The 21212-nt window shown below is 41.2% G+C and carries 21 protein-coding genes; 20 read left to right on the top strand and 1 reads right to left on the bottom strand.

What is annotated here, in order from left to right; translation table 11 throughout:
* The first annotated feature begins 188 nt into the window (after positions 1-188).
* The 15 genes from AC3II9_RS10755 (at position 189) to spoVM (ending at position 14642) form a co-directional block, all read left to right on the top strand.
* Positions 189-1064 carry a YicC/YloC family endoribonuclease gene (locus AC3II9_RS10755; protein ID WP_391366364.1) on the top strand — a complete coding sequence of 292 codons (876 nt, stop codon included), beginning with the start codon at positions 189-191 and terminating at the stop codon, positions 1062-1064.
* Positions 1065-1080: 16 nt separating this feature from the next.
* Positions 1081-1698 carry a guanylate kinase gene (gene gmk / locus AC3II9_RS10750; RefSeq protein WP_431029423.1) on the top strand — a complete coding sequence of 206 codons (618 nt, stop codon included), beginning with the start codon at positions 1081-1083 and terminating at the stop codon, positions 1696-1698.
* Positions 1699-1702: 4 nt separating this feature from the next.
* Positions 1703-1927, top strand: coding sequence for a DNA-directed RNA polymerase subunit omega (rpoZ, locus tag AC3II9_RS10745; protein WP_489155350.1), 225 nt, complete (start codon positions 1703-1705; stop codon positions 1925-1927).
* Between the two features lie 116 nt (positions 1928-2043).
* Complete coding sequence (coaBC, locus tag AC3II9_RS10740) at positions 2044-3240, top strand: bifunctional phosphopantothenoylcysteine decarboxylase/phosphopantothenate--cysteine ligase CoaBC (RefSeq protein ID WP_489155348.1); 1197 nt, start codon at positions 2044-2046, stop codon at positions 3238-3240.
* Complete coding sequence (priA, locus tag AC3II9_RS10735; RefSeq protein WP_489155346.1) at positions 3237-5654, top strand: primosomal protein N'; 2418 nt, start codon at positions 3237-3239, stop codon at positions 5652-5654. The genes coaBC and priA overlap by 4 nt, the downstream gene beginning before the upstream one ends.
* 23 nt (positions 5655-5677) lie before the next feature.
* On the top strand, positions 5678-6169 hold the full coding sequence (gene def, locus AC3II9_RS10730) for a peptide deformylase (protein WP_391366369.1): 492 nt from the start codon (positions 5678-5680) through the stop codon (positions 6167-6169).
* Between the two features lies 1 nt (position 6170).
* The gene (fmt, locus tag AC3II9_RS10725; RefSeq protein ID WP_489155344.1) at positions 6171-7112 is read left to right on the top strand and encodes a methionyl-tRNA formyltransferase; all 942 of its coding nucleotides are present in this window, start codon (positions 6171-6173) and stop codon (positions 7110-7112) included.
* Positions 7109-8470: a 16S rRNA (cytosine(967)-C(5))-methyltransferase RsmB gene (gene rsmB, locus AC3II9_RS10720; protein ID WP_489155342.1), complete on the top strand. Its 1362-nt coding sequence runs from the start codon at positions 7109-7111 to the stop codon at positions 8468-8470. The genes fmt and rsmB overlap by 4 nt, the downstream gene beginning before the upstream one ends.
* A 3-nt stretch (positions 8471-8473) precedes the next feature.
* Positions 8474-9613 (top strand): dual-specificity RNA methyltransferase RlmN, encoded by a 1140-nt coding sequence (gene rlmN, locus AC3II9_RS10715; RefSeq protein ID WP_391366372.1) that lies wholly within the window; start codon positions 8474-8476, stop codon positions 9611-9613.
* A 9-nt stretch (positions 9614-9622) separates the two neighbouring features.
* Positions 9623-10369, top strand: a complete 747-nt coding sequence (locus tag AC3II9_RS10710; RefSeq protein WP_489155340.1) for a Stp1/IreP family PP2C-type Ser/Thr phosphatase — start codon at positions 9623-9625, stop codon at positions 10367-10369.
* Between the two features lie 2 nt (positions 10370-10371).
* On the top strand, positions 10372-12345 hold the full coding sequence (gene pknB, locus AC3II9_RS10705) for a Stk1 family PASTA domain-containing Ser/Thr kinase (protein WP_489155339.1): 1974 nt from the start codon (positions 10372-10374) through the stop codon (positions 12343-12345).
* Between the two features lie 19 nt (positions 12346-12364).
* Positions 12365-13246: a ribosome small subunit-dependent GTPase A gene (rsgA, locus tag AC3II9_RS10700; RefSeq protein WP_489155338.1), complete on the top strand. Its 882-nt coding sequence runs from the start codon at positions 12365-12367 to the stop codon at positions 13244-13246.
* A gap of 2 nt (positions 13247-13248) precedes the next feature.
* Positions 13249-13914, top strand: a complete 666-nt coding sequence (rpe, locus tag AC3II9_RS10695; protein WP_489155336.1) for a ribulose-phosphate 3-epimerase — start codon at positions 13249-13251, stop codon at positions 13912-13914.
* Positions 13911-14543: a thiamine diphosphokinase gene (locus AC3II9_RS10690; protein WP_489155335.1), complete on the top strand. Its 633-nt coding sequence runs from the start codon at positions 13911-13913 to the stop codon at positions 14541-14543. The genes rpe and AC3II9_RS10690 overlap by 4 nt, the downstream gene beginning before the upstream one ends.
* A 12-nt stretch (positions 14544-14555) precedes the next feature.
* Complete coding sequence (gene spoVM / locus AC3II9_RS10685) at positions 14556-14642, top strand: stage V sporulation protein SpoVM (RefSeq protein ID WP_391367280.1); 87 nt, start codon at positions 14556-14558, stop codon at positions 14640-14642.
* A 103-nt stretch (positions 14643-14745) separates the two neighbouring features.
* Here the strand turns inward: spoVM and rpmB are convergent, their stop codons facing one another.
* A complete protein-coding gene (gene rpmB, locus AC3II9_RS10680; protein ID WP_049668398.1) occupies positions 14746-14934 on the bottom strand; it encodes a 50S ribosomal protein L28 in 189 nt (62 codons plus the stop codon).
* Between the two features lie 271 nt (positions 14935-15205).
* Between rpmB and AC3II9_RS10675 the strand changes: the two genes are divergently transcribed.
* From AC3II9_RS10675 to recG, 5 genes are all read left to right on the top strand, one after another.
* Positions 15206-15568, top strand: a complete 363-nt coding sequence (locus AC3II9_RS10675) for an Asp23/Gls24 family envelope stress response protein (protein WP_391366378.1) — start codon at positions 15206-15208, stop codon at positions 15566-15568.
* A gap of 18 nt (positions 15569-15586) precedes the next feature.
* Complete coding sequence (locus AC3II9_RS10670; RefSeq protein ID WP_489155333.1) at positions 15587-17230, top strand: DAK2 domain-containing protein; 1644 nt, start codon at positions 15587-15589, stop codon at positions 17228-17230.
* Between the two features lie 267 nt (positions 17231-17497).
* Complete coding sequence (gene sdaAB, locus AC3II9_RS10665) at positions 17498-18160, top strand: L-serine ammonia-lyase, iron-sulfur-dependent subunit beta (protein WP_489155331.1); 663 nt, start codon at positions 17498-17500, stop codon at positions 18158-18160.
* A gap of 13 nt (positions 18161-18173) precedes the next feature.
* Positions 18174-19061, top strand: a complete 888-nt coding sequence (gene sdaAA, locus AC3II9_RS10660; RefSeq protein WP_489155329.1) for an L-serine ammonia-lyase, iron-sulfur-dependent, subunit alpha — start codon at positions 18174-18176, stop codon at positions 19059-19061.
* An 83-nt stretch (positions 19062-19144) separates the two neighbouring features.
* Positions 19145-21178, top strand: coding sequence for an ATP-dependent DNA helicase RecG (gene recG / locus AC3II9_RS10655; protein WP_489155327.1), 2034 nt, complete (start codon positions 19145-19147; stop codon positions 21176-21178).
* Positions 21179-21212 lie beyond the last annotated feature (34 nt).

The raw sequence follows: 21212 nt of genomic DNA, 5'->3' as shown, positions 1-21212 counted from the left end.
GCTTTCGTTTAATATCTTTTACTATTTACAGGGTATTTTTAGAATGTATTTTTGCTCATCTACTCTCTCTTATGATAGCATTTTTTCTTGTGTGTGCGGATGTTTACATATTTCTATAAAACAAACATCATAACGGGTTAAACATATGCTATAATTATTGCAGTATGCAAAAAAGGATGTGACGAACCTTGGTGCGTAGTATGACGGGCTTTGGCAGGGGTGTCACAACGACGAAATCTCATCAATTGACTGTTGAAGTTCGTGCTGTGAATCATCGTTTTTTAGAAATTAATACAAAGTTTCCGAAAGAGTGGATGGAGTCTGAAGTGTTAGCGAAGAAAATGCTATCCCAAGCTTTATCACGCGGAAAGCTCGATGTTATTATTTTTCTAAAGGAGCTCCAAACAGCTGAGCAAAAAATTCAAATTAATTGGCCCCTTTTAGAGGCATATCGCAAAGCGAAAGAAGAACTTTCGCTCAATATGTTGATGGAAGAAAAATGGACGATGCAAGAAATTGCCATGCTCGATCAAGTGCTCGTTGTACAGGAGGAAGAACTTGTACAAGAGGAAGTGCTAACAGCTATCGAACAGGCATTACAGCAAGCCATCACGCAATTAATACAGATGCGTGAAAGAGAGGGCGCGGAGTTAAAAGCAGTGATGTTACAATATAAGGAACAATTGCAAGCGCAAGTTCAATGTATTCGTACAACATCAGGCGATGCCGTACTGAAGTATCGTGAGCGATTAAAGCAACGTGTAGAAGAATTTACGAGTGGACAACTATTAGAGGACCGCTTATTAACAGAAGTAGCATTATTTGCAGAGCGCGTTGATATTAGCGAAGAGCTGGATCGTTTGGAAAGTCATTTCCATCAGTTGGAAGAGACGCTAGAAGAGGACATTCCAATTGGTCGTAAACTTGACTTTTTAATGCAGGAAATGCATCGTGAAATTAATACGATTGGTTCGAAAAATCAGTCATCGGAAAGCTCGATAGCGGTCGTCCAAGCGAAAACGATTTTAGAAAAAATGCGCGAGCAAGTTCAAAATATTGAATAGTTAGAAGGAGTTATAGATGAAGAAACAACGTGGCTTATTAATCGTATTATCAGGTCCATCTGGTGTGGGAAAAGGAACTGTTCGAAAAGAGCTATTCTCGCAGTCCAATACGAATTATGAATATTCTATTTCAATGACAACACGTAATCCTCGCGAAGGAGAAGTAGATGGTGTAGACTATTTCTTTAAGACACGTGAGGAATTTGAAGCATTAATTGAACAAGGTGGTTTACTTGAGCATGCACAGTTTGTCGGTAATTACTACGGTACACCGCTTGCTTATGTAAATGAAACATTAGATGCGGGGCGCGATGTATTTTTAGAGATTGAAGTACAAGGTGCCAAGCAAATTCGAGAAAAAGCACCAGATGCATTATTTATTTTCTTAGCACCGCCGAGTCTTTCTGAGTTAAAATCACGTTTAGTAGGGCGTGGTACGGAGACAGAAGACGTTATTGCAAAACGTATTGCAACAGCGGAAGAAGAGCTTGAAATGATGAGCCTATACGATTACGTTGTAGAAAACGACGAAGTACACAATGCATGTGATAAAATTAACGCGATTATTAAAGCGGAACATTGCCGTCGCGAGCGTGTAGAAAAAATTTATTTATCAATGTTGAAGGGAGAATAAATCCATGTTATATCCATCAGTAGATGCTTTAAAAAAGGAAATTGATTCAAAATACTCTTTAGTAAGCTTAGCTTCTAAGCGTGCACGTCAAATGCAAGAAGAAGGTGGCGAGCGCCTTCATAAATACGTTTCTTACAAGCCGGTAGGAAAAGCGTTAGAAGAAGTAGCAGCTGGTGTACTAGAGAAAGAACAGCAAGATGAATCAACAATTTACGAGGATGAAGTGTAAGTTTAGCTGATTTATCCGTACGTTGATCATCTAAGTAGTCCTAATTATATGTAAAGTATTTAGTAGCTCCCGGAGAAAACTCTTTGGGAGCTTATCATTTGAAGGGGGCAAACTAAATGCAAAACAAAAATATTTTACTTTGCGTAACGGGCGGTATTGCTGTCTATAAAGCAGTGGCACTGACAAGTAAATTAACGCAAGCGGGTTTTCATGTAAAAGTAATGATGACAGCATCTGCACAAAAATTTGTGAACCCTTTAAGCTTTCAGGTGATGTCAAAAAATGATGTGTTTTTCGATACATTTGATGAAAAAGATTCAAGTGTGATCGCACATATTGATTTAGCAGATTGGGCGGATCTTATTTTAGTCGCACCGGCTACAGCGAATGTCATTGGTAAACTGGCGAATGGCATTGCAGATGATATGGTGACAACGACATTACTGGCAACGACGGCGCCGGTATGGCTAGCGCCCGCAATGAATGTGCATATGTATGATCATCCAGCAGTAAGACGCAATATTGCACAGCTACATACAGATGGGTACCGTTTTGTTGAACCTTCCGAAGGCTATTTAGCATGTGGTTATGTAGGGAAGGGGCGTCTAGAAGAGCCAGAGAAAATAACAGCGTTAGTCATGCAACATTTTGCACCGAAAAAACAACCGCTTAAAGGGAAAAAAGTGGTTGTATCAGCTGGCCCAACCCGTGAGCGTGTTGACCCCGTTCGCTTTTTAACGAATTTCTCATCAGGGAAGATGGGGTACTCCATGGCAGAAGCAGCACGTGATTTAGGCGCAGATGTTGTGCTTGTTTCTGGTCCAACGAATTTACCTAAGCCAACGGGTATGACAGTAATCGATGTAGAAAGTGCTCAAAATATGTTTGATGCGATTTGGGGACAATACGAATCAGCTGATATCGTCATTAAAACAGCCGCTGTAGCAGATTATCGCCCAAAAAATGTGCATGGTCAGAAAATGAAAAAGCAACCAGGCGATGCCGTTTTAGAACTAGAACGTACAACCGATATTTTAGCGACGCTTGGAGCGAATAAAACACACCAGTTGTTAATTGGATTTGCTGCAGAAACGAATGATGTAGAAAGCTACGGGGCACAAAAGCTACAAAAGAAAAATGCGGATTATATTGTCGCAAATGACGTGACAGAAGCCGGCTCTGGTTTTGGTACAGACACGAATAGTGTGATTTTAATCGGACAGGACTACAAGCAAAAGTTTGCGCATCTACCTAAAAAGGAGTTAGCACGACAGTTGCTTGAAACGATTGCAGAAAGAGAAGATTTTAAATGACATTAGTCGTTGCACAAGTCATTGTGGATGTAGCCGCCTATCCAGTGGATCGACCGTTTGATTATGTCGTTCCAGATGCGTGGCAGTCATTAATCGAAGTGGGGAGTCGTGTGAAAGTCCCTTTTGGCCCGCGTAACGTACTTGGTTTTGTTGTCGCGTTACAACACGAAACAGATGTACCAATGGATAAAATGAAGCCTGTTGCACAAATATTAGATATTGAACCGGTATTAACAGGGGAAATGCTGAAATTATCAAAATGGCTGAAGCAACAAACGATTTGCTATGAAATTGATGCATTGCAAGCGATGCTGCCATCTGCCTTACGTGCAAAGTATGAAAAAATTGTGCATGTGACAGGGGAAGTAACGGCGCTACCGGACACCTTACAGGCTCATTTTAATAAGAACGGTAAAGCAAACTTGAAAAATTTTGAAAAAGAAGGATTGCTTCGGGAAGTAAAGCAAGCGCTAAAAGATGGTCTCGTTACAGTTGAAAATAGTGTGAAACAGCAAGGCGCAGTGAAAGAAATTCGCAAAGTACAGATTGCTTCGGATTTAGTGAAGTTAACAGAAGTAGAGGCTTCCATTGCTAATCGGGCAGCCAAGCAAAAACAGCTTGTCCAGTGGATGATGAAGCATCCGGGCCAAATGTTTTTACCAGATGATTTGTGTCGTGAAGCCGGTGTAACAATGGGCGTATTACAATCTGTCATTGAAAAAGGAGCCGCTTCTTTGATGAAAGAGGAAGTATACCGCGATCCATTCACAAAGGAAGTAGCAAAAACCGATTTTTTAACACTAACGGATGAGCAAGCGACGGCTTTAATGGCTATTACGCAAGCAATGGATACACAACGTGCAGAAACATTTTTACTGCAAGGTGTCACAGGTAGTGGGAAAACGGAAGTGTATTTACAAGCCATTCAACATACGCTGAGAGAAGATAAGGAGTCCATTGTACTTGTACCTGAGATTTCATTAACTCCCCAAATGACGGAGCGCTTCCGTTCGCGTTTTGGAGAACTCGTAGCCGTTCTTCATAGCGGGCTTTCAGTTGGTGAAAAGTATGATGAGTGGCGGAAAATTCAGCAAGGTAAAGTAAAAGTTGTTGTTGGTGCTCGTTCTGCGATTTTTGCCCCGTTTGAAAATGTCGGACTTATCATTTTAGATGAAGAACATGAATCCACATATAAACAAGAGGATGCCCCACGCTATCATGCACGGGATGTTGCGATTTGGCGTGGTCAGTATCATGGATGCCCTGTTATTTTAGGTAGTGCAACGCCAAGTCTTGAATCATTTGCTCGAGCGAAAAAAAATGTGTATACATTATTAACGTTAAAAAATCGCGCGATGAGGCAAGCTTTACCGACAGTACATGTTGTCGATATGCGTGAAGAATTAAAGTTAGGGAATCGCTCGATGTTTTCGATCAGCTTAGTAGAAGCGATTCGGGAACGTTTAATGAAAAAAGAGCAAACGGTGCTGTTTTTAAACCGTCGTGGCTACTCTTCCTTTGTCTTATGTCGTGATTGTGGGACGGTAGTAGAATGTCCGAATTGTGATATTTCGTTAACGTATCATCGCTCCAGTGAGAAATTAAAATGTCATTATTGTGGGTATGAAGAGTATGTGCCACAGTCTTGCCCGCAATGTCAGAGTGAGCATATTCGTTTCTTCGGTACAGGGACACAAAAAGTAGAGGAAGAGATATATAAGCTATTTCCGGAAGCGCGTGTTCTTCGAATGGATGTTGATACAACAAGTAAAAAAGGTGCACACGAGGAAATTTTAGATGCTTTTGGACGAGGGGAAGCCGATATTTTGCTTGGTACGCAAATGATTGCAAAGGGACTTGATTTTCCCAATATTACACTTGTTGGTGTATTAAGTGCTGATACGAGCTTGCATCTTCCAGATTATCGTTCCGCAGAGCGTACGTTTCAACTCCTGACACAAGTAAGTGGACGAGCGGGTAGACATGAAAAACCGGGAGAGGTTATCGTGCAAACGTACACACCCGAACATTATACAATTGAATTGTCAAAAGAACAGTTATACGAACCGTTTTATGAGCGTGAAATGCATATGCGCCGTCAAGCAGGCTACCCGCCCTATTATTATTTAGCGCTTGTACAAGTATCGCATGAAGATGTCATGATGGCGGCTGAGTATGCAGCGAGAGCAACTGAATATTTACGGTCGAACTTACCATTTAACGTATCTATTATCGGGCCCACAACAGCAAGTATTAGCCGTCTCCAAAATAGATATCGCTATCAATGTTTGATAAAATACAAAATAGAACCAAACCTCATTCCGGTACTATTACAGCTGATAAAACTGTATCGCTCGGAATGGATAAAAAAAGGAATCCTGCTCACCATTGATTTAGACCCATCAATGATTTGAGCTTGTGAAAGAGGTAAAAATGTATGGCAATTAGAGAAGTAGTAAAAGCACCTGCAAAGGTTTTATCTTCAAAAACGAGAGAAGTAGAAGTGATCGATGAGAATATCATTGCACTTTTAGATGATTTATATGACACGATGGTAGAGCATGACGGCGTTGGCATTGCGGCACCGCAAGTAAATGTCGATCTACGTGTAGCCATTGTTGAACTAGGGGAAGATATTTTAGAAATGATTAACCCCGTTGTGCTTGAAACACGTGGCGAAGCGGAAGATATTGAAGGTTGCTTAAGCTTCCCGGATCTTTTCGGTTTAGTAAAGCGCCCGACATACGTAAAAATTGAAGCGGCAGACCGTGAAGGACAGATTTATGAGTTAGAAGCAGAAGATTTCGAAGCACGTTGCATTTTACATGAAATCGATCATTTAGATGGTGTATTATTCGACGCCAAAATGACGCGTGTGTTAACGCAAGAAGAACTAGATGAACTGTACGCGGATGTTGAGGAGGAATAATATGACAAAGGTCGTATTTATGGGAACGCCCGCTTTCTCAGCACCAATTTTACGTATGTTGCATGAAGAGGGCTATCATATTTTAGCGGTTGTTACGCAACCAGACCGTCCAGTAGGGCGCAAAAAAATACTTACACCACCACCAGTAAAGGAAGAAGCGGTACGTCTTGGTTTACCAGTAATTCAGCCGGAGAAATTACGCGGTTCAGAGGAGCTACAGCAAATTATTGGATTAGGTGCAGATCTGATTATTACAGCGGCATTTGGTCAAATTTTACCGAAAGAGCTACTAGATGCTCCGCGCTTAGGGTGTATTAATGTGCATGCATCTTTATTGCCGCAATACCGTGGCGGTGCCCCAATCCATCAAGCAATCATTGATGGACAAAAGACAACAGGGGTTACGATTATGTATATGGCAGAAAAGCTGGATGCAGGTGGTATTATTTCCCAACGCGAAATCATGATTGAAGATACAGACCATACAGGGAGCATGTTCGAAAAATTAAGCGAAGTAGGTCGCGAGCTATTAAAAGAGACATTGCCTGCAATTATTGATGGAACGAATGCCCGCATTGTACAAGATGAGTCACTCGTAACATATGCAAGCAATATTAGTCGTGAGCAAGAGCGCATTGACTGGACAAAAGATGCGTGTACGATTTACAACCAAGTACGTGGTCTGCATCCATGGCCAGTTGCTTATACAACATTCGAAGCGGCAAACGTAAAAATTTGGTGGGTGCAAGTGGGCTCTACAGCGCATGATCGTGAACCAGGAGAAGTTGTAGCGATTCATAAAGATCGTTTTGAGGTCGCAACAGGTGCAGGTGGTACATTAGCGGTACTAGACTTACAACCAGCCGGGAAAAAACGTATGACAGCAGAAGAATATTTACGTGGCACTGGTTCAAAACTACAGATAGGGGACCGCTTTGAATGAGTAAAAAGAAGCAACAAATTTGGGATGGAAATGTACGTGATGCGGCATTAACCATTTTGCTAGCCGTTGATAAAAATCAAGCGTATAGTAATCTTTTGTTACATCAAACGATTGAAAAATATAAGATTGATGCAAAAGACCGTAGTTTATTAACAGAAATTACGTACGGTACATTACAGCATAAATTCACGCTGGATTACTATTTAGAACCATTTATTCATGGGAAAGTCGATTTATGGGTACGTTGGCTACTGCGTATGTCGCTTTATCAAATGGAATATTTATCGCGTATTCCACCACATGCTGCAGTGAATGAGGCGGTAGAAATTGCGAAACGTCGTGGACATAAGGGCATTGCATCGATGGTGAACGGTATTCTCCGTTCGATTCTGCGTGAGGGTTTACGAGCAACGGCGGATATTACAGATCCAGTAGAGCGTCTTTCGATTGAAACGAGTCATCCGAAGTGGTTAGTGGAACGTTGGGTAGAAAGCTACGGTTATGAGAATACGGCAAATATGCTACGTGAAAATAATATTCCACCGGTACAAACTGTACGTGTGAATACAACACGTGCAACTGCCGAACAAGTATTAGCGTCGCTTGAAGCAGAAGGAATAAAGGCACACCAAAGTGATGTCATGCCTGAATGTATTCATTTAACAAATGGTACAGCCGCTCGTACAACTGCATTTAAAGAGGGCTTGATAACGATTCAAGATGAAAGCTCCATGTTACCAGCGAATGTATTAAATCCTCAGCCTGGCATGAAAGTGCTCGATATGTGTGCGGCACCAGGTGGGAAGACGACACATTTAGCAGAGAAAATGCAAAATGAAGGCTCCATTTTAGCGATGGACTTGCATCCTCATAAGCTCGATTTAATTGATGAAAACACGGCACGACTTGGGCTTGAGATTGTAGAAACGGCTCCAATCGATGGGCGTAAGGCGGCAAGTTTCTTAGCAAAAGAGAGCTTTGATGCGGTATTAGTCGATGCTCCGTGCTCAGGGCTTGGTGTTATGCGTCGTAAGCCAGATATTAAATATACGAAGCGTGAGGAAGACCTAGAAAGTCTTCAAACAATTCAGCTTGCGATTTTAGACAATGCCGTACAAGTATTAAAGCCAGGTGGACGTTTAGTATATAGTACATGTACAGTGGATAAACGAGAAAATGAAGGTACGGTAGAAGCGTTTTTAACTGCGCATCCAGAGATGGAAAGTGAAGCTTTAACTAATTTACCGGAACAACTATTAGCGAAACAAAACAGCGGTATGCTCCAAGTATTTCCGCAAGATTTTGGCAGTGATGGCTTTTTTGTTGCTGCTTTTCGTAAAAAAGGAGAAACAATTTAACTAATGGATCAACATAAATTTGATGAACGTATTCAAGATTTAGTGGAAGAGGCGGAAGACAAACCAGTTCGTCGTGAGAAAAAAGAGAAGCCGCAGTTAAAAGAATCGATTTATTCTCTTCGTCCAGAGGAGTTACAAGAATGGTTGAAGGAACATGGAGAAAAACCATTCCGTGCGGGCCAGATTTTTGATTGGCTATACAATAAGCGCGTAAAAACGTTTGAAGAAATGTCAAACTTATCAAAAGGGCTACGTGAAAAATTAGAAGCAAACTTTGCCTTAACAACACTTTCAACCATTATTAAACAAGAGTCAACAGATGGCACGATTAAATTTTTATTCCAATTACAGGACGGCTATTCAATTGAAACGGTTTTAATGCGTCATGATTATGGGAACTCCATTTGTGTGACAACACAAGTAGGATGTCGTATTGGCTGTACGTTTTGTGCATCGACATTAGGTGGTTTGAAGCGTCACTTAATGGCGGGGGAAATTGTAGAGCAGGTTGTCAAAGTACAGCAACAGTTAGACGAAACAAATGAACGTGTAAGCTCTATCGTAATCATGGGTATTGGTGAACCGTTTGATAACTATGATGCGATGATGAACTTCTTGAAAATTGTCAATAATGATAAAGGATTAAACATCGGTGCACGTCATATTACCGTTTCGACATCAGGGATCGTACCGAAAATTTATCAGTTTGCAGACGAGCAATTACAAATTAATTTTGCTGTCTCCTTGCATGCACCAAATCAAGAAGCGCGTCAAAAGTTGATGCCGATTGCACGTGCATATAAAATTGATGAATTGCTAGAAGCTGTTCGTTATTATACGAAGAAAACAGGACGCCGTGTCACATTTGAATATGGTCTAATGTCGGGGGAAAATGATTCTGTGGAAGTGGCAGAAGAGTTAGCGGCATTAATCAAAAATATTAAATGTCACGTCAACTTAATTCCGATTAACTACGTACCAGAGCGCGATTATGTACGTACATCGCGTAGTAAAATTTTTGAATTTGAAAAAACGTTAAAGAACAATGGGATTAACGTTACGATTCGCCGTGAACAAGGTGCGGATATTGCCGCGGCATGTGGTCAATTACGTGCACAAGAACGATCAGAAGAAACAAAGTAGGTGGTCATTGTGAACTTTACAGTCGAAAGTGATGTTGGATTAAAACGTACAGTGAATGAAGATCGGGTCGCATTTGTTGAACGACCTGATCAATTGAAGCTGGCGATTTTAGCGGACGGTATGGGTGGACATAATGCAGGCGACGTAGCAAGTGAAATGGCAATTGAGCAAATGCAAGCACTATTTTTGCAAGCAACAGCCTTACAGCTTTCTTCCGTAGAAAGCTGTAAGGAATGGCTTCACGATGCTGTATCTGAGATTAATCATCAAATTTATCAATATTCATTATCACATGAAGGCTGTCAAGGCATGGGGACTACACTCATTGCTGTACTCATTGACGAAAAGCGTTGCACAATTAGTCATGTAGGCGATAGCCGGGTATATCATTTTACAGATGACACTGCCGCACTTGTTACACGCGATCACTCGTATGTCAACATTTTGGTAGAGAGCGGTGAAATTAGTGAAGAGGAAGCACAAAATCACCCCCAAAAGAATTTTATTTTAAAAGCACTTGGTACAGAAAGTTCCATTCAACCTGACTTCTATGATGTAACACTAGAGGAAAGTTCCTATTTACTAATTTGTTCAGATGGATTAAGTAATAAGCTATCGGTTGATGAAATGATCGCCATTATTACGCTTCCGATGCCGCTACAGGAAAAAGGAAAAAAATTAATTCAACTAGCAAATGATTGTGGTGGCGAAGATAATATTTCCCTTGTACTGATGACTAGAAATAAGGAGGTGTAGGCATGTTGATTGGAAAACGAGTAAGTGAGCGCTATGAAATTTTATCGCTCATCGGTGGTGGTGGAATGAGCAATGTATATCTTGCTCACGATATCATTTTAGGCCGTGATGTAGCGATTAAAATTTTACGTTATGATTTTACAAATGAAGAAGAATTGCATCGCCGTTTTCAGCGTGAAGCGTTGTCTGCTACAAGCCTAACACATCCGAACATTGTCAGTGTATATGACGTTGGGGAAGACGGAGATATGCACTATATTGTGATGGAGCATATTAAAGGCAAAACTTTAAAGCAATACATACAGGAGTTTTCACCAGTATCGGCTGCCAAAAGTGTGCAAATTATGAAGCAGTTGACATCCGCGATTGCACATGCCCATGAAAATGGGATTATTCACCGTGATATTAAGCCTCAAAATATTTTAGTTGATATGGAAGGGAATGTGAAAATAACGGATTTTGGTATAGCGACGACATTAAATGCAACAAGCTATACACAAACCAATTCTGTTATGGGCACGGTTCATTATTTATCACCTGAGCAAGCGCGTGGTGGCATTGCGACAAAAAAATCAGATATTTATTCCTTAGGTATCGTGTTATATGAACTACTAACAGGGGAGTTGCCATTTTCAGGAGAATCTGCTGTATCGATTGCATTAAAACATTTACAATCAGAGACACCATCTATTCGGGCAATCGATGCATCGATTCCACAAACGCTGGAAAATGTTGTGTTAAAGGCAACGGCAAAAGATCCAAATCATCGTTATGCCAGTGTGGATGAAATAGAAGAAGATTTACAAACGTGTTTATCGGTAGCACGTCAACACGAGCCGAAATTTATACCGCCATTAGATGATGACGCAACGAAAGCGATTCCGATTATTAAAGAAAAAGTTTCGACGAATGATATCTTACAGACAAAAAAAGTAGAGCCTGTAAGACCTCAAAGTCAATTATCAACAGAGGTGCCAAAGGAGTCACTGACTAAACCTAAGAAGAAAAAATGGCCGCTTATTGTTGGCGCACTCGTAACACTGACGCTATTATTTCTTGTATTCATGTTTACATTAACACCGAACAAAAAGGAAATACCAGATGTCTCTACTTTAACGGTAGAGGAAGCGACGACTATGTTAGAAGATGCTGGTTTTGTACTAGGTGAGCCAATTGAACTTCACGATGATGAAGTGGAAAAAGATCATGTCATTAAAACAAATCCAAAAGCAGGTTTGTCTCGTGCTAAGGGATCGGAAATCCAGTTAGTTGTAAGTCTTGGAAGTGAAACAATTACGCTAGATAATTATGTAGGTGTTCAACTGACACAGGTGTTGCCGATTATCGAAAAAGGTGGATTTAAAGATGTTGACATTGTAGAAGTGTTCGATAGCAAGCAGCCCCCAGGAGAAATCATTAGTCAAGAACCTGAGGCGAATACCGAAGTGGTAGCAAAAGATACGGTATTAAAGTTACAAGTTAGTAAAGGGAAAAATACGGTTATGGTCTCCGATTTAAGGAACTTTACTGAAGCGGCAGCGAAAGAATATGCTCGTAATTCAGGTTTTAACATTCAATTTGGTACACCTGAGCATTCAGAAACTGTTGCAGCTGGTAGTGTGATGTCACAAACACCGAAAGCTAATACGCCACTAGAGGTAGGGGCAACTATAAAAGTTGTTCTTTCCAAAGGTCCAGCAGAAAAAAATGTCAAGTGGTATTACAAAACGGTTGATATTCCGTATGAAGGTGGAGTAGATGAAAACGGTGAGCCAATCCCACAAACGATACAAGTTTATATTCAAGATAAATTGCATACAATGGCTGACCCGATAGAGGAATTTACGATTACTGAAGATACAACATATCAGATTCAACTTGAAATTGTAGAAGGTGAAAAAGCGGCATACCGTATTGCGCGTGATTCAGCTGATTTTGCAAAAGAAACGATTTCATATGATGAAATAATACGATGATTTCAAAGGGAGGGTTTTCATGGCGCAAGGCCAAATTCGAAAAGCATTAAGTGGATATTATTATGTAGAGCAAGATGGGGAGTTAATTCAATGCCGTGGGCGCGGGGTATTTCGCAACCGCGGCGAATCACCGCTTGTGGGTGATGTAGTTGATTTTACACGTGAGGGTGAGTCAGATGGCTATGTAATGAAAATTCATCCACGTAAAAACGAACTTGTTCGACCACCGATCGCGAATGTCGATCAAGCAATCCTTGTATTTTCTGTGAAAGAACCAGACTTTAATACAATTTTGCTTGACCGTTTTTTAGTCGTATTGGAGTCATTCCATATCGAACCGATTATTTGTTTAACAAAAATGGATTTGCTAACAGATGAGGAGCTGGGACAGCTAACCGCTTATATTGAAGACTATAAAAAGATAGGCTATGAAGTCATGACTACCTTTAAAGAAGACGCCTCTTTAATGGCGCGTATTCAACCGATGTTAACGGGGAAAACGACCGTATTAGCTGGACAATCAGGTGTTGGGAAATCTACATTATTAAATACATTACTCCCTGAACTAAATTTAAAAACAGGCATCATTTCACAAAGCTTAGGCCGCGGAAAGCATACAACACGCCATGTGGAGTTAATCGAAGTGTGTGGGGGATTACTAGCAGATACACCAGGCTTTAGTTCCTTTGATTTTGATACGATTGAAAAAGAAGAACTCACGGCGTGTTTCCCAGAGTTTTTGCGCATTTCAGAAGGGTGTAAATTCCGAGGTTGCTTACATATGAAGGAGCCCAAATGCGCGGTTAAGAGTGCGCTAGAAACAGGTGATATTAAAGAGTATCGCTATGCACATTATGAACAATTTTTACAAGAAATATTTGATCGAAAGCCGAGGTACTAAACATGATTAAAATTGCACCATCGATTTTAGCTGCAAACTTTGCAAAATTAGGTGAAGAAGTAAAAGAAGTAGAAGCTGCAGGAGCAGAGTTGATTCACATTGATGTAATGGATGGACATTTTGTACCAAATATTTCATTTGGTGCGATTGCGCTAGAGGCGATTCGCCCATTATCTACATTACCGATGGATGTTCATTTAATGATTGAAAATCCAGATCAATACATCGAACAGTTTGCAAAAGCGGGCGCTGATTATATTACAGTGCATGTGGAAGCTTGTCGTCACTTACATCGTACGATTCAATTGATTCGTTCATTTGGTGTAAAACCAGGCGTTGTATTAAACCCACATACGCCAATTGAATCCATTTTACACATTTTAGAGGATGTAGATATGGTCCTATTTATGACCGTAAACCCAGGCTTTGGTGGTCAGAAATTTATCTCTTCTGTGTTACCGAAAATCGAAGCGTTATCAGCTATTATTAAAGAACGCGGTTTAGCGATTGATATCGAAATCGATGGTGGTATTACAGCAGAAACAATCGTCCCTTGTGCAAAAGCAGGCGCTACTATTTTCGTTGCAGGCTCTGCTATTTACGGAAAAGAAGATCGTGCGGCGGCATTGCAAGAAATTAAGCAAGCAGGTCTTAATGCCATTCAATGATTGTAGCTATTTGTGCGGGCGGCCCCATTCGTGAGGTCGCCTTTAATGTAAACGTAGACAAATGGATTGGTGTAGACCGGGGTGCTTATTATTTAATAGAGCAGGGAATTATGCCAGATGCCATTGTGGGAGATTTTGATTCCGTTAGTGAAGGGGAATTTACGCGTATTTCAGCAGTCGTTGCACACGTTGAAACCTTTCAGTCCGAAAAAGATGAGACGGATACAGATTTAGCCTTAATACGTGCGATTGAATTTACGCCGAGCGAAGTGCTTCTAACTGGTGTGACAGGGGGACGTCTAGATCATCAGGAAGCAGCACTACGTTCCCTATATCGCATGCAGCTTGCTTATCCACATATTCAGTTTAAAATAATAAATACACAAAATGAGTTACATTTTTTAATGCCAGGTCGTCACAAACTGGAAAAAACAGTACATTCATATGTGTCGTTTTTTGCTTATGGGGAAGATGTTTGCCAGGTAACATTGCGCGGCGTTAAATATGAAACGACGAATGAAACCATTACACAAGCGACTTCGAGATTTACAAGTAATGAAATCCTATTAGATGATGCGTATATCACGTTCTCTTCCGGCATATGTTTAGTTGTAAGAAGCATGGACTAGGAGGGAGCTATTTTGAAAGTATATACATTTCAGTTACCAAAGTTTTTGAGTAATATGACAAGAGCTTGCATTCGATTATTTCGTCGTGAGAAAAAATAAAAAGGGGGTGGGTAACCATTTAGTAATGGCTACTCACTCCCTTATTTTTTATATAAAATGAAAAAAAGAGCATCAACGCAAGAGGCTGATGCTCGGTACGCGATTAAACGCGCTCGATTTTACCTGATTTTAATGCACGAGCAGAAACCCATACGCGTTTTGGCTTACCGTCAACTAGGATACGAACTTTTTGTAAGTTAGCGCCCCAAGTACGTTTAGAAGCGTTCATAGCGTGTGAACGGTTGTTGCCTGTACGAGCTTTACGGCCAGTAATAACACATTGTTTTGGCATGTAAATTCCCTCCTTACAGATGAATCTGAAAGCTTGTTTTTCAGTTCGATATTTCACATACCATAATAATTTAACATAGACTGAAAGACCTTGCAAGATATTTCGTACATACTTTCAAGAAAAAAACCTTTACACCCAAAAACTATATAAATTGATAGCAGTTCATACTAGTTTTCATTTTAACGGGTAGACTTATGTGAACGTTTTCTTTTATAATTAAGCTTTGTGTAGTACAATGTAGACAGTCAAAAAGAGCCAAGGAGGCATACTTATGTCAGTAGAATTAAAAAACGAATTCGGCCAAATTGATATTTCAAATGATGTTATTGCACAAATTGCAGGTGGCGCAGCGATCGAATGCTACGGCATTGTAGGGATGGCTTCGAAGCACCAAATTCGCGATGGACTAACAGATATTTTACGTAAAGAAAACTTTGCAAAAGGTGTAATCATCCGTCAAGAGGGCGAAGATTTACATATCGATATGTATATTATCGTAAGCTACGGTACAAAAATTTCTGAAATTGCTTATCAAGTACAATCAAAAGTAAAATATACAGTAAATAAAACATTAGGTATGAGCGTAAAATCAGTGAATATTTTCGTTCAAGGCGTTCGTGTAATGAACGTGTAAGAGGAGGATTCAAATCGAATGAAGTCATTAGACGGAATTAAATTTGCAGAAATGGTACAAATGGGGGCGCATCACCTATACCAAAATGCAAGTTATGTAGATTCGTTAAACGTATTCCCGGTACCGGATGGAGATACAGGGACGAACATGAACTTATCAATGACATCAGGTGCAAAAGAAACAGAAAGCAACACGAGTGAGCATATCGGTAAAACGGCACAAGCGTTAGCGAAGGGCTTACTCATGGGAGCACGCGGAAATTCAGGTGTTATTTTATCGCAGCTATTTCGTGGCTTTAGTAAAACGATTGAAAAAGACGCGACAATCGATGCAAAAGGATTAGCGGCAGCGTTCCAAGGTGGCGTTGATACGGCGTATAAAGCGGTGATGAAGCCGGTAGAAGGTACCATTCTAACCGTTGCTCGCGAGGCAGCGGCAAAAGGTGTTGAAGTAGCCGAAAACACAGACGATTTAATTGAGTTAATGGAAGCGTTTGTGGTAGAAGCAAAGGCCTCACTCAATCGTACACCCGATATGCTACCTGTATTAAAGGAAGTAGGCGTAGTGGACAGTGGCGGACAAGGCTTACTCTTTGTGTATGAAGGTTTCCTTGCGGCATTAAAAGGTGAAGCATTACCTGAGAAGAACGATGCTTCTTTAGATGACTTAATTAATGCAGAGCATCATCGTGTACAAGATTTCATGAATACAGAAGATATTGAATTCGGTTACTGTACGGAAATTATGGTGCGCTTTGAAGAAGGAAAAGAGCCATTTAACGAAGAAGCGTTCCGCAATGAGTTGAATCCAATGGGCGACTCATTACTTGTTATTTCTGATGATGAGATTGCGAAAGTACATATCCATACAGAAACACCTGGTAATGTGTTAAGTGCAGGTCAAAAATACGGTAGCCTTATGAAAATTAAAGTCGATAATATGCGTGAACAGCATTCTGCTATTGTGGGCGATGCAACAGCTGCTCCTGCGAAAAAACAAGAAAAAATTCCGTACGCTATCGTGACAATCGCGATGGGGGAAGGGATTGCCAACTTGTTAAAGTCAATCGGTGCATCTTACGTGATTGAAGGCGGCCAAACGATGAATCCATCAACGGAAGATATCGTGAAAGCGGTAAAAGAAATTGGTGCAGAGCGTGTGCTTATTTTACCGAATAACAAAAATATCATTATGGCAGCAGAACAAGCAGCAGAGCTTCTTGATATTGAAGCCGCTGTCGTGCCAACGAAAACAATACCTCAAGGGATGGCAGCTATTTTAGCGTTCAACCCAGAGGTAAGTGTGAACGACAATAAAGGAAATATGACAGCAGGTTTTGCGCATGTGAAAACAGGCCAAGTAACCTATGCAGTGCGTGATACATCAATCGATGGGGTAGAAATCCGTAAAGATGATTATATGGCGCTTGCAGAAGGTAAAATTATTTTATCAACACCTGAGATGATGGATGCAGCAAAAGAAGTAATCAACCAGTTAGTAGATGAAGACAGCGAAATTATTACAGTAATTTACGGTGAAGATACAACTGCAGCGCAAGCAAATGAGCTTGCAAGCTTTATCGAAGAAAACTTTGAAGATGCAGAAGTGGAAATCGTTGAAGGAAAGCAATCGCTATATCCGTTTATTTTATCAGTTGAATAATGGAGCTAGGCCGACTGAGCTAATGCTTGGAGTCGGGGGTTCCTATCCAAAATGATTAAATTGGGAGTGTAGGCATTTGCCTGCACTCTCTTTTTGGGTAGGTTTCGTTGCTGTCCGCACAGGTTCGATAGTGTCTAGACCTATTTAGGTGCGTGTTATCTGTTTATAGATTATTGAAAGTATGAATAATTTGTGTCAATGTATAGACATTGATACACTTAAAATATGAATTGAATTGTGAGAATATTGAAGTGAGAAGGTGACTTTATGAAATTTACATCTGTATTTGATATTATCGGCCCGGTGATGATTGGTCCATCGAGCTCGCATACGGCGGGGGCTGCTCGTATTGGGCGTATTGCGCGTGATTTATTTGGTCGTCAGCCGAAATGGGTCAAAGTGCATTTATATGGATCGTTTGCAGAAACATATCGTGGGCATGGCACAGATATCGCGATTATTGGCGGCTTATTAGATTACGATACGGACGATGAGCGGATTAAAACCGCTTTTTCTAATGCAAAGGAAGTGGGGATGAGCTTTGAATTTATCCCGGAAGAAGCAAATAAAGAACATCCGAATACGGCGCGTCTTGTCATGGGGGATGAAATCGGTGAAATGAGTGTCGAAGGTATTTCCATAGGTGGCGGTAAAATCGAAATTAGTGAAGTCAAGGGCTTTAAGCTGCGTTTAACAGGTGGCATGCCAGCCATTCTCGTTGTGCACAATGACCGTACGGGATGTATCGCTAATGTTGCGAACTGTCTTGCGATGCACAATGTCAATATCGGGCATATGGAAGTATCTCGTATTGAGCGAGGGCATACAGCACTGATGGTCATTGAAGTGGATCAAAATATTGACGACCGTATTCTACAACAAATCGCTTACATCCCGCATATTACGAAAGTATCGAAAATGAATACGTAAGGGAGGGTGCATGATGGATGTATTATTTCAAAATGTAAGAGAATTAGTAGCACTTGCAGAAAAAGAAAACAAATTAATATCGGAAATTATGATTGAACAAGAAATAAAAATTAGTGGTCGCACGAGAGAAATCATTCTAGAGCAGATGGACCGCAACTTAACAGTCATGGAAGAAGCAATCGAACGTGGGCTAAAAGGTGTGCAATCCGTCACCGGTTTAACAGGTGGGGATGCGGTACTATTACAAAATTACATTGCGACGGGTAAATCGTTATGTGGCGACTTGCTATTAGATGCTGTCAGCAAGGCGGTCGCGACGAATGAGGTCAATGCAGCAATGGGCACAATTTGTGCTACGCCAACAGCGGGTTCAGCCGGTGTTGTACCAGGGACATTGTTTGCAGTAAAACACAAATTAAATCCGACACGTGAACAAATGATTCGTTATCTCTTTACATCGGGTGCATTCGGTTTTGTTGTCGCTAATAATGCGTCCATTTCTGGTGCGGCGGGTGGTTGCCAAGCAGAAGTTGGTTCAGCAGCAGCGATGGCAGCAGCAGCGATTGTTGAAATGGCGGGTGGTACGCCGCAACAATGTGCAGAGGGGTTTGCGATTACATTGAAAAACATGCTAGGACTTGTATGTGATCCTGTTGCTGGTTTAGTAGAGGTACCATGTGTTAAACGAAATGCCATGGGCGCAGCTAATGCGCTTGTCGCAGCGGATATGGCGCTTGCAGGTGTAACAAGCCGTATTCCATGTGATGAAGTAATCGGTGCGATGTATCGCATCGGTCAAGCCATGAGCCCGAATTTAAAAGAAACGGCAAGAGGCGGCTTAGCAGCGACACCAACAGGGAAAGCGCTAGCGCAAAAAATATTTGGTGGTGCTACGAACTAAATGAAACACGCGTGCTCGTTATGAGAACGCGTGTTTTTATGTTATGCTAAAGAAAAGTACATAAAGGAAGTGGGAAATTGGTTATGACACAACCTGTATCCAACTTAAAAGGTGTCGGCAAGGAAACAGCTGAACAATTAGCATCGCTCGGAGTTCATACGATCGAGGACCTCATTTGGATGTTTCCATACCGCCATGAAGATTTTACATTAAAGAATTTAGCTGAAACACCACACAACGAAAAAGTAACAATTGAAGCGCGCGTGGAAAGTGTACCGGCTGTAACGTTTATGGGGAAAAAATCACGTCTAACCGTCACCGTTTTAGCCGGTCGTCACTTAGTGAAAGTGGTGATGTTCAATCAACATTATTTAAAGCAAAAACTAGTACCAGGCGCCATTATTACAGTGTCAGGGAAATGGGATCGAGGTCGCCAAGTGGTCGTCGGTTCATCTGTTAAATTTGGACCGAAGCAAGATCAAGGTGATTTTGAACCTGTGTATAGTTTACGTAATACGATTCATTTAAACCGCTTTCGAAAATTAATGCGGCAAGCCCTTGATGAGGCGGGGCATGTCATTTCTGAAACATTGCCAGCTAGTATGCGGGAACAATATAAGCTATTGCCGATGCAGGAAGCGCTTGAAGGGGTGCACTTCCCGAAAGATACAGAGCATGCGAAGCAAGCAAGGCGTCGTTTTGTGTTTGAAGAGTTACTCATCTTTCAACTGCGTATTCAAGCATTACGTAAAGCACGTCGGGACAATGAAAAAGGACTATCCATTGCCTATAATTTAGAAAAGCTTCGTAATTTTATTGCCACGTTGCCGTATGAACTGACCGGTGCACAAAAAAGAGTCGTGAACGAGATTTGTAAAGATTTAAAAACACCACATCGAATGAATCGACTGTTACAAGGGGATGTTGGTTCTGGTAAAACGGTTGTCGCGGCGATAGGGTTGTATGCATCTGTCACAGCGGGCTATCAAGGTGCGTTAATGGCACCGACAGAAATTTTAGCAGAGCAGCATGCAGAAAACTTATATGCTTGGTTTGAACCGATTGGGGTACGTGTTGCTTTATTATCTGGTTCTACAAAAACAAAAGCCCGAAGAGACATTTTAGAACGATTAGCAAATGGTGAAATTGATATTTTAATTGGGACACATGCGCTTATTCAGCCAGATGTAGCATTTAAAAATCTAGGATTTGTGATTACGGATGAGCAGCATCGTTTCGGCGTGGAGCAACGTCGCATTTTGCGCGATAAAGGGGAAAACCCCGACGTCTTATTTATGACGGCTACACCGATTCCGAGAACGCTTGCTATTACAGCGTTTGGTGAAATGGATGTATCTATTATTGATGAACTACCTGCGGGACGTAAGCAAATTGAAACACATTGGATGAAGCATGAGCAACTAGGCGCTGTGTTAACAAAAATGGACGCGGAGTTAAAAGCAGGGCGACAAGCTTACGTCATTTGTCCGCTGATTGAAGAATCGGATAAGCTAGATGTTCAAAATGCAGTTGACGTATACGAGCAATTGACGACTTATTTTCTAGGACGTTTTAAGGTGGGGTTAATGCATGGGCGCTTGTCAGCGGATGAAAAAGATCAAGTGATGCGAGCGTTTAGTGAAGGGGAATTGGATATACTTGTGTCAACAACTGTAGTCGAAGTAGGGGTCAATGTACCGAATGCCACGTTTATGCTTATTTATGATGCGGAACGTTTCGGATTAGCTCAACTGCATCAATTACGTGGACGTGTTGGACGTGGTGAACATCAATCGTATTGTGTGCTTTTAGCTGATCCTAAAACAGACGAAGGAAAAGAGCGCATGATGTCCATGACGGAGACAAATGACGGTTTTCGGTTAGCCGAAAAAGATTTAGAGCTACGAGGTCCAGGTGATTTCTTTGGGAAAAAACAGAGCGGGTTGCCCGAGTTTAAAATGGCTGATCTTGTGCATGATTATCGTGCGCTAGATATAGCACGGCAAGATGCTGTCCGGTTAATTGAAAGTGAAGAATTTTGGTGTGCTGATGAATATGCGCCGCTACGTCAAATGCTTGAACGGTCGGGTGTTTTAGAAGGAGAGCGCATTGATTAAAAACATATGTTGCGTGTTTCTAGAAAGACATTTT

It is taken from the genome of Lysinibacillus sp. RU7, assembly GCF_057837305.1.
This window is presented reverse-complemented; position numbering and strand designations above follow the sequence as displayed.

What these genes read in the sequence shown, in the direction of transcription:
- gmk (WP_431029423.1), top strand. Translation starts at nt 1,081, where the DNA reads ATGAAGAAACAACGTGGCTTATTAATCGTATTATCAGGTCCATCTGGT.
- rpoZ (WP_489155350.1), top strand. Translation starts at nt 1,703, where the DNA reads ATGTTATATCCATCAGTAGATGCTTTAAAAAAGGAAATTGATTCAAAA.
- coaBC (WP_489155348.1), top strand. Translation starts at nt 2,044, where the DNA reads ATGCAAAACAAAAATATTTTACTTTGCGTAACGGGCGGTATTGCTGTC.
- priA (WP_489155346.1), top strand. Translation starts at nt 3,237, where the DNA reads ATGACATTAGTCGTTGCACAAGTCATTGTGGATGTAGCCGCCTATCCA.
- def (WP_391366369.1), top strand. Translation starts at nt 5,678, where the DNA reads ATGGCAATTAGAGAAGTAGTAAAAGCACCTGCAAAGGTTTTATCTTCA.
- fmt (WP_489155344.1), top strand. Translation starts at nt 6,171, where the DNA reads ATGACAAAGGTCGTATTTATGGGAACGCCCGCTTTCTCAGCACCAATT.
- rsmB (WP_489155342.1), top strand. Translation starts at nt 7,109, where the DNA reads ATGAGTAAAAAGAAGCAACAAATTTGGGATGGAAATGTACGTGATGCG.
- rlmN (WP_391366372.1), top strand. Translation starts at nt 8,474, where the DNA reads ATGGATCAACATAAATTTGATGAACGTATTCAAGATTTAGTGGAAGAG.
- pknB (WP_489155339.1), top strand. Translation starts at nt 10,372, where the DNA reads ATGTTGATTGGAAAACGAGTAAGTGAGCGCTATGAAATTTTATCGCTC.
- rsgA (WP_489155338.1), top strand. Translation starts at nt 12,365, where the DNA reads ATGGCGCAAGGCCAAATTCGAAAAGCATTAAGTGGATATTATTATGTA.
- rpe (WP_489155336.1), top strand. Translation starts at nt 13,249, where the DNA reads ATGATTAAAATTGCACCATCGATTTTAGCTGCAAACTTTGCAAAATTA.
- AC3II9_RS10690 (WP_489155335.1), top strand. Translation starts at nt 13,911, where the DNA reads ATGATTGTAGCTATTTGTGCGGGCGGCCCCATTCGTGAGGTCGCCTTT.
- rpmB (WP_049668398.1), bottom strand. Translation starts at nt 14,934, where the DNA reads ATGCCAAAACAATGTGTTATTACTGGCCGTAAAGCTCGTACAGGCAAC.
- AC3II9_RS10675 (WP_391366378.1), top strand. Translation starts at nt 15,206, where the DNA reads ATGTCAGTAGAATTAAAAAACGAATTCGGCCAAATTGATATTTCAAAT.
- AC3II9_RS10670 (WP_489155333.1), top strand. Translation starts at nt 15,587, where the DNA reads ATGAAGTCATTAGACGGAATTAAATTTGCAGAAATGGTACAAATGGGG.
- sdaAB (WP_489155331.1), top strand. Translation starts at nt 17,498, where the DNA reads ATGAAATTTACATCTGTATTTGATATTATCGGCCCGGTGATGATTGGT.
- sdaAA (WP_489155329.1), top strand. Translation starts at nt 18,174, where the DNA reads ATGGATGTATTATTTCAAAATGTAAGAGAATTAGTAGCACTTGCAGAA.
- recG (WP_489155327.1), top strand. Translation starts at nt 19,145, where the DNA reads ATGACACAACCTGTATCCAACTTAAAAGGTGTCGGCAAGGAAACAGCT.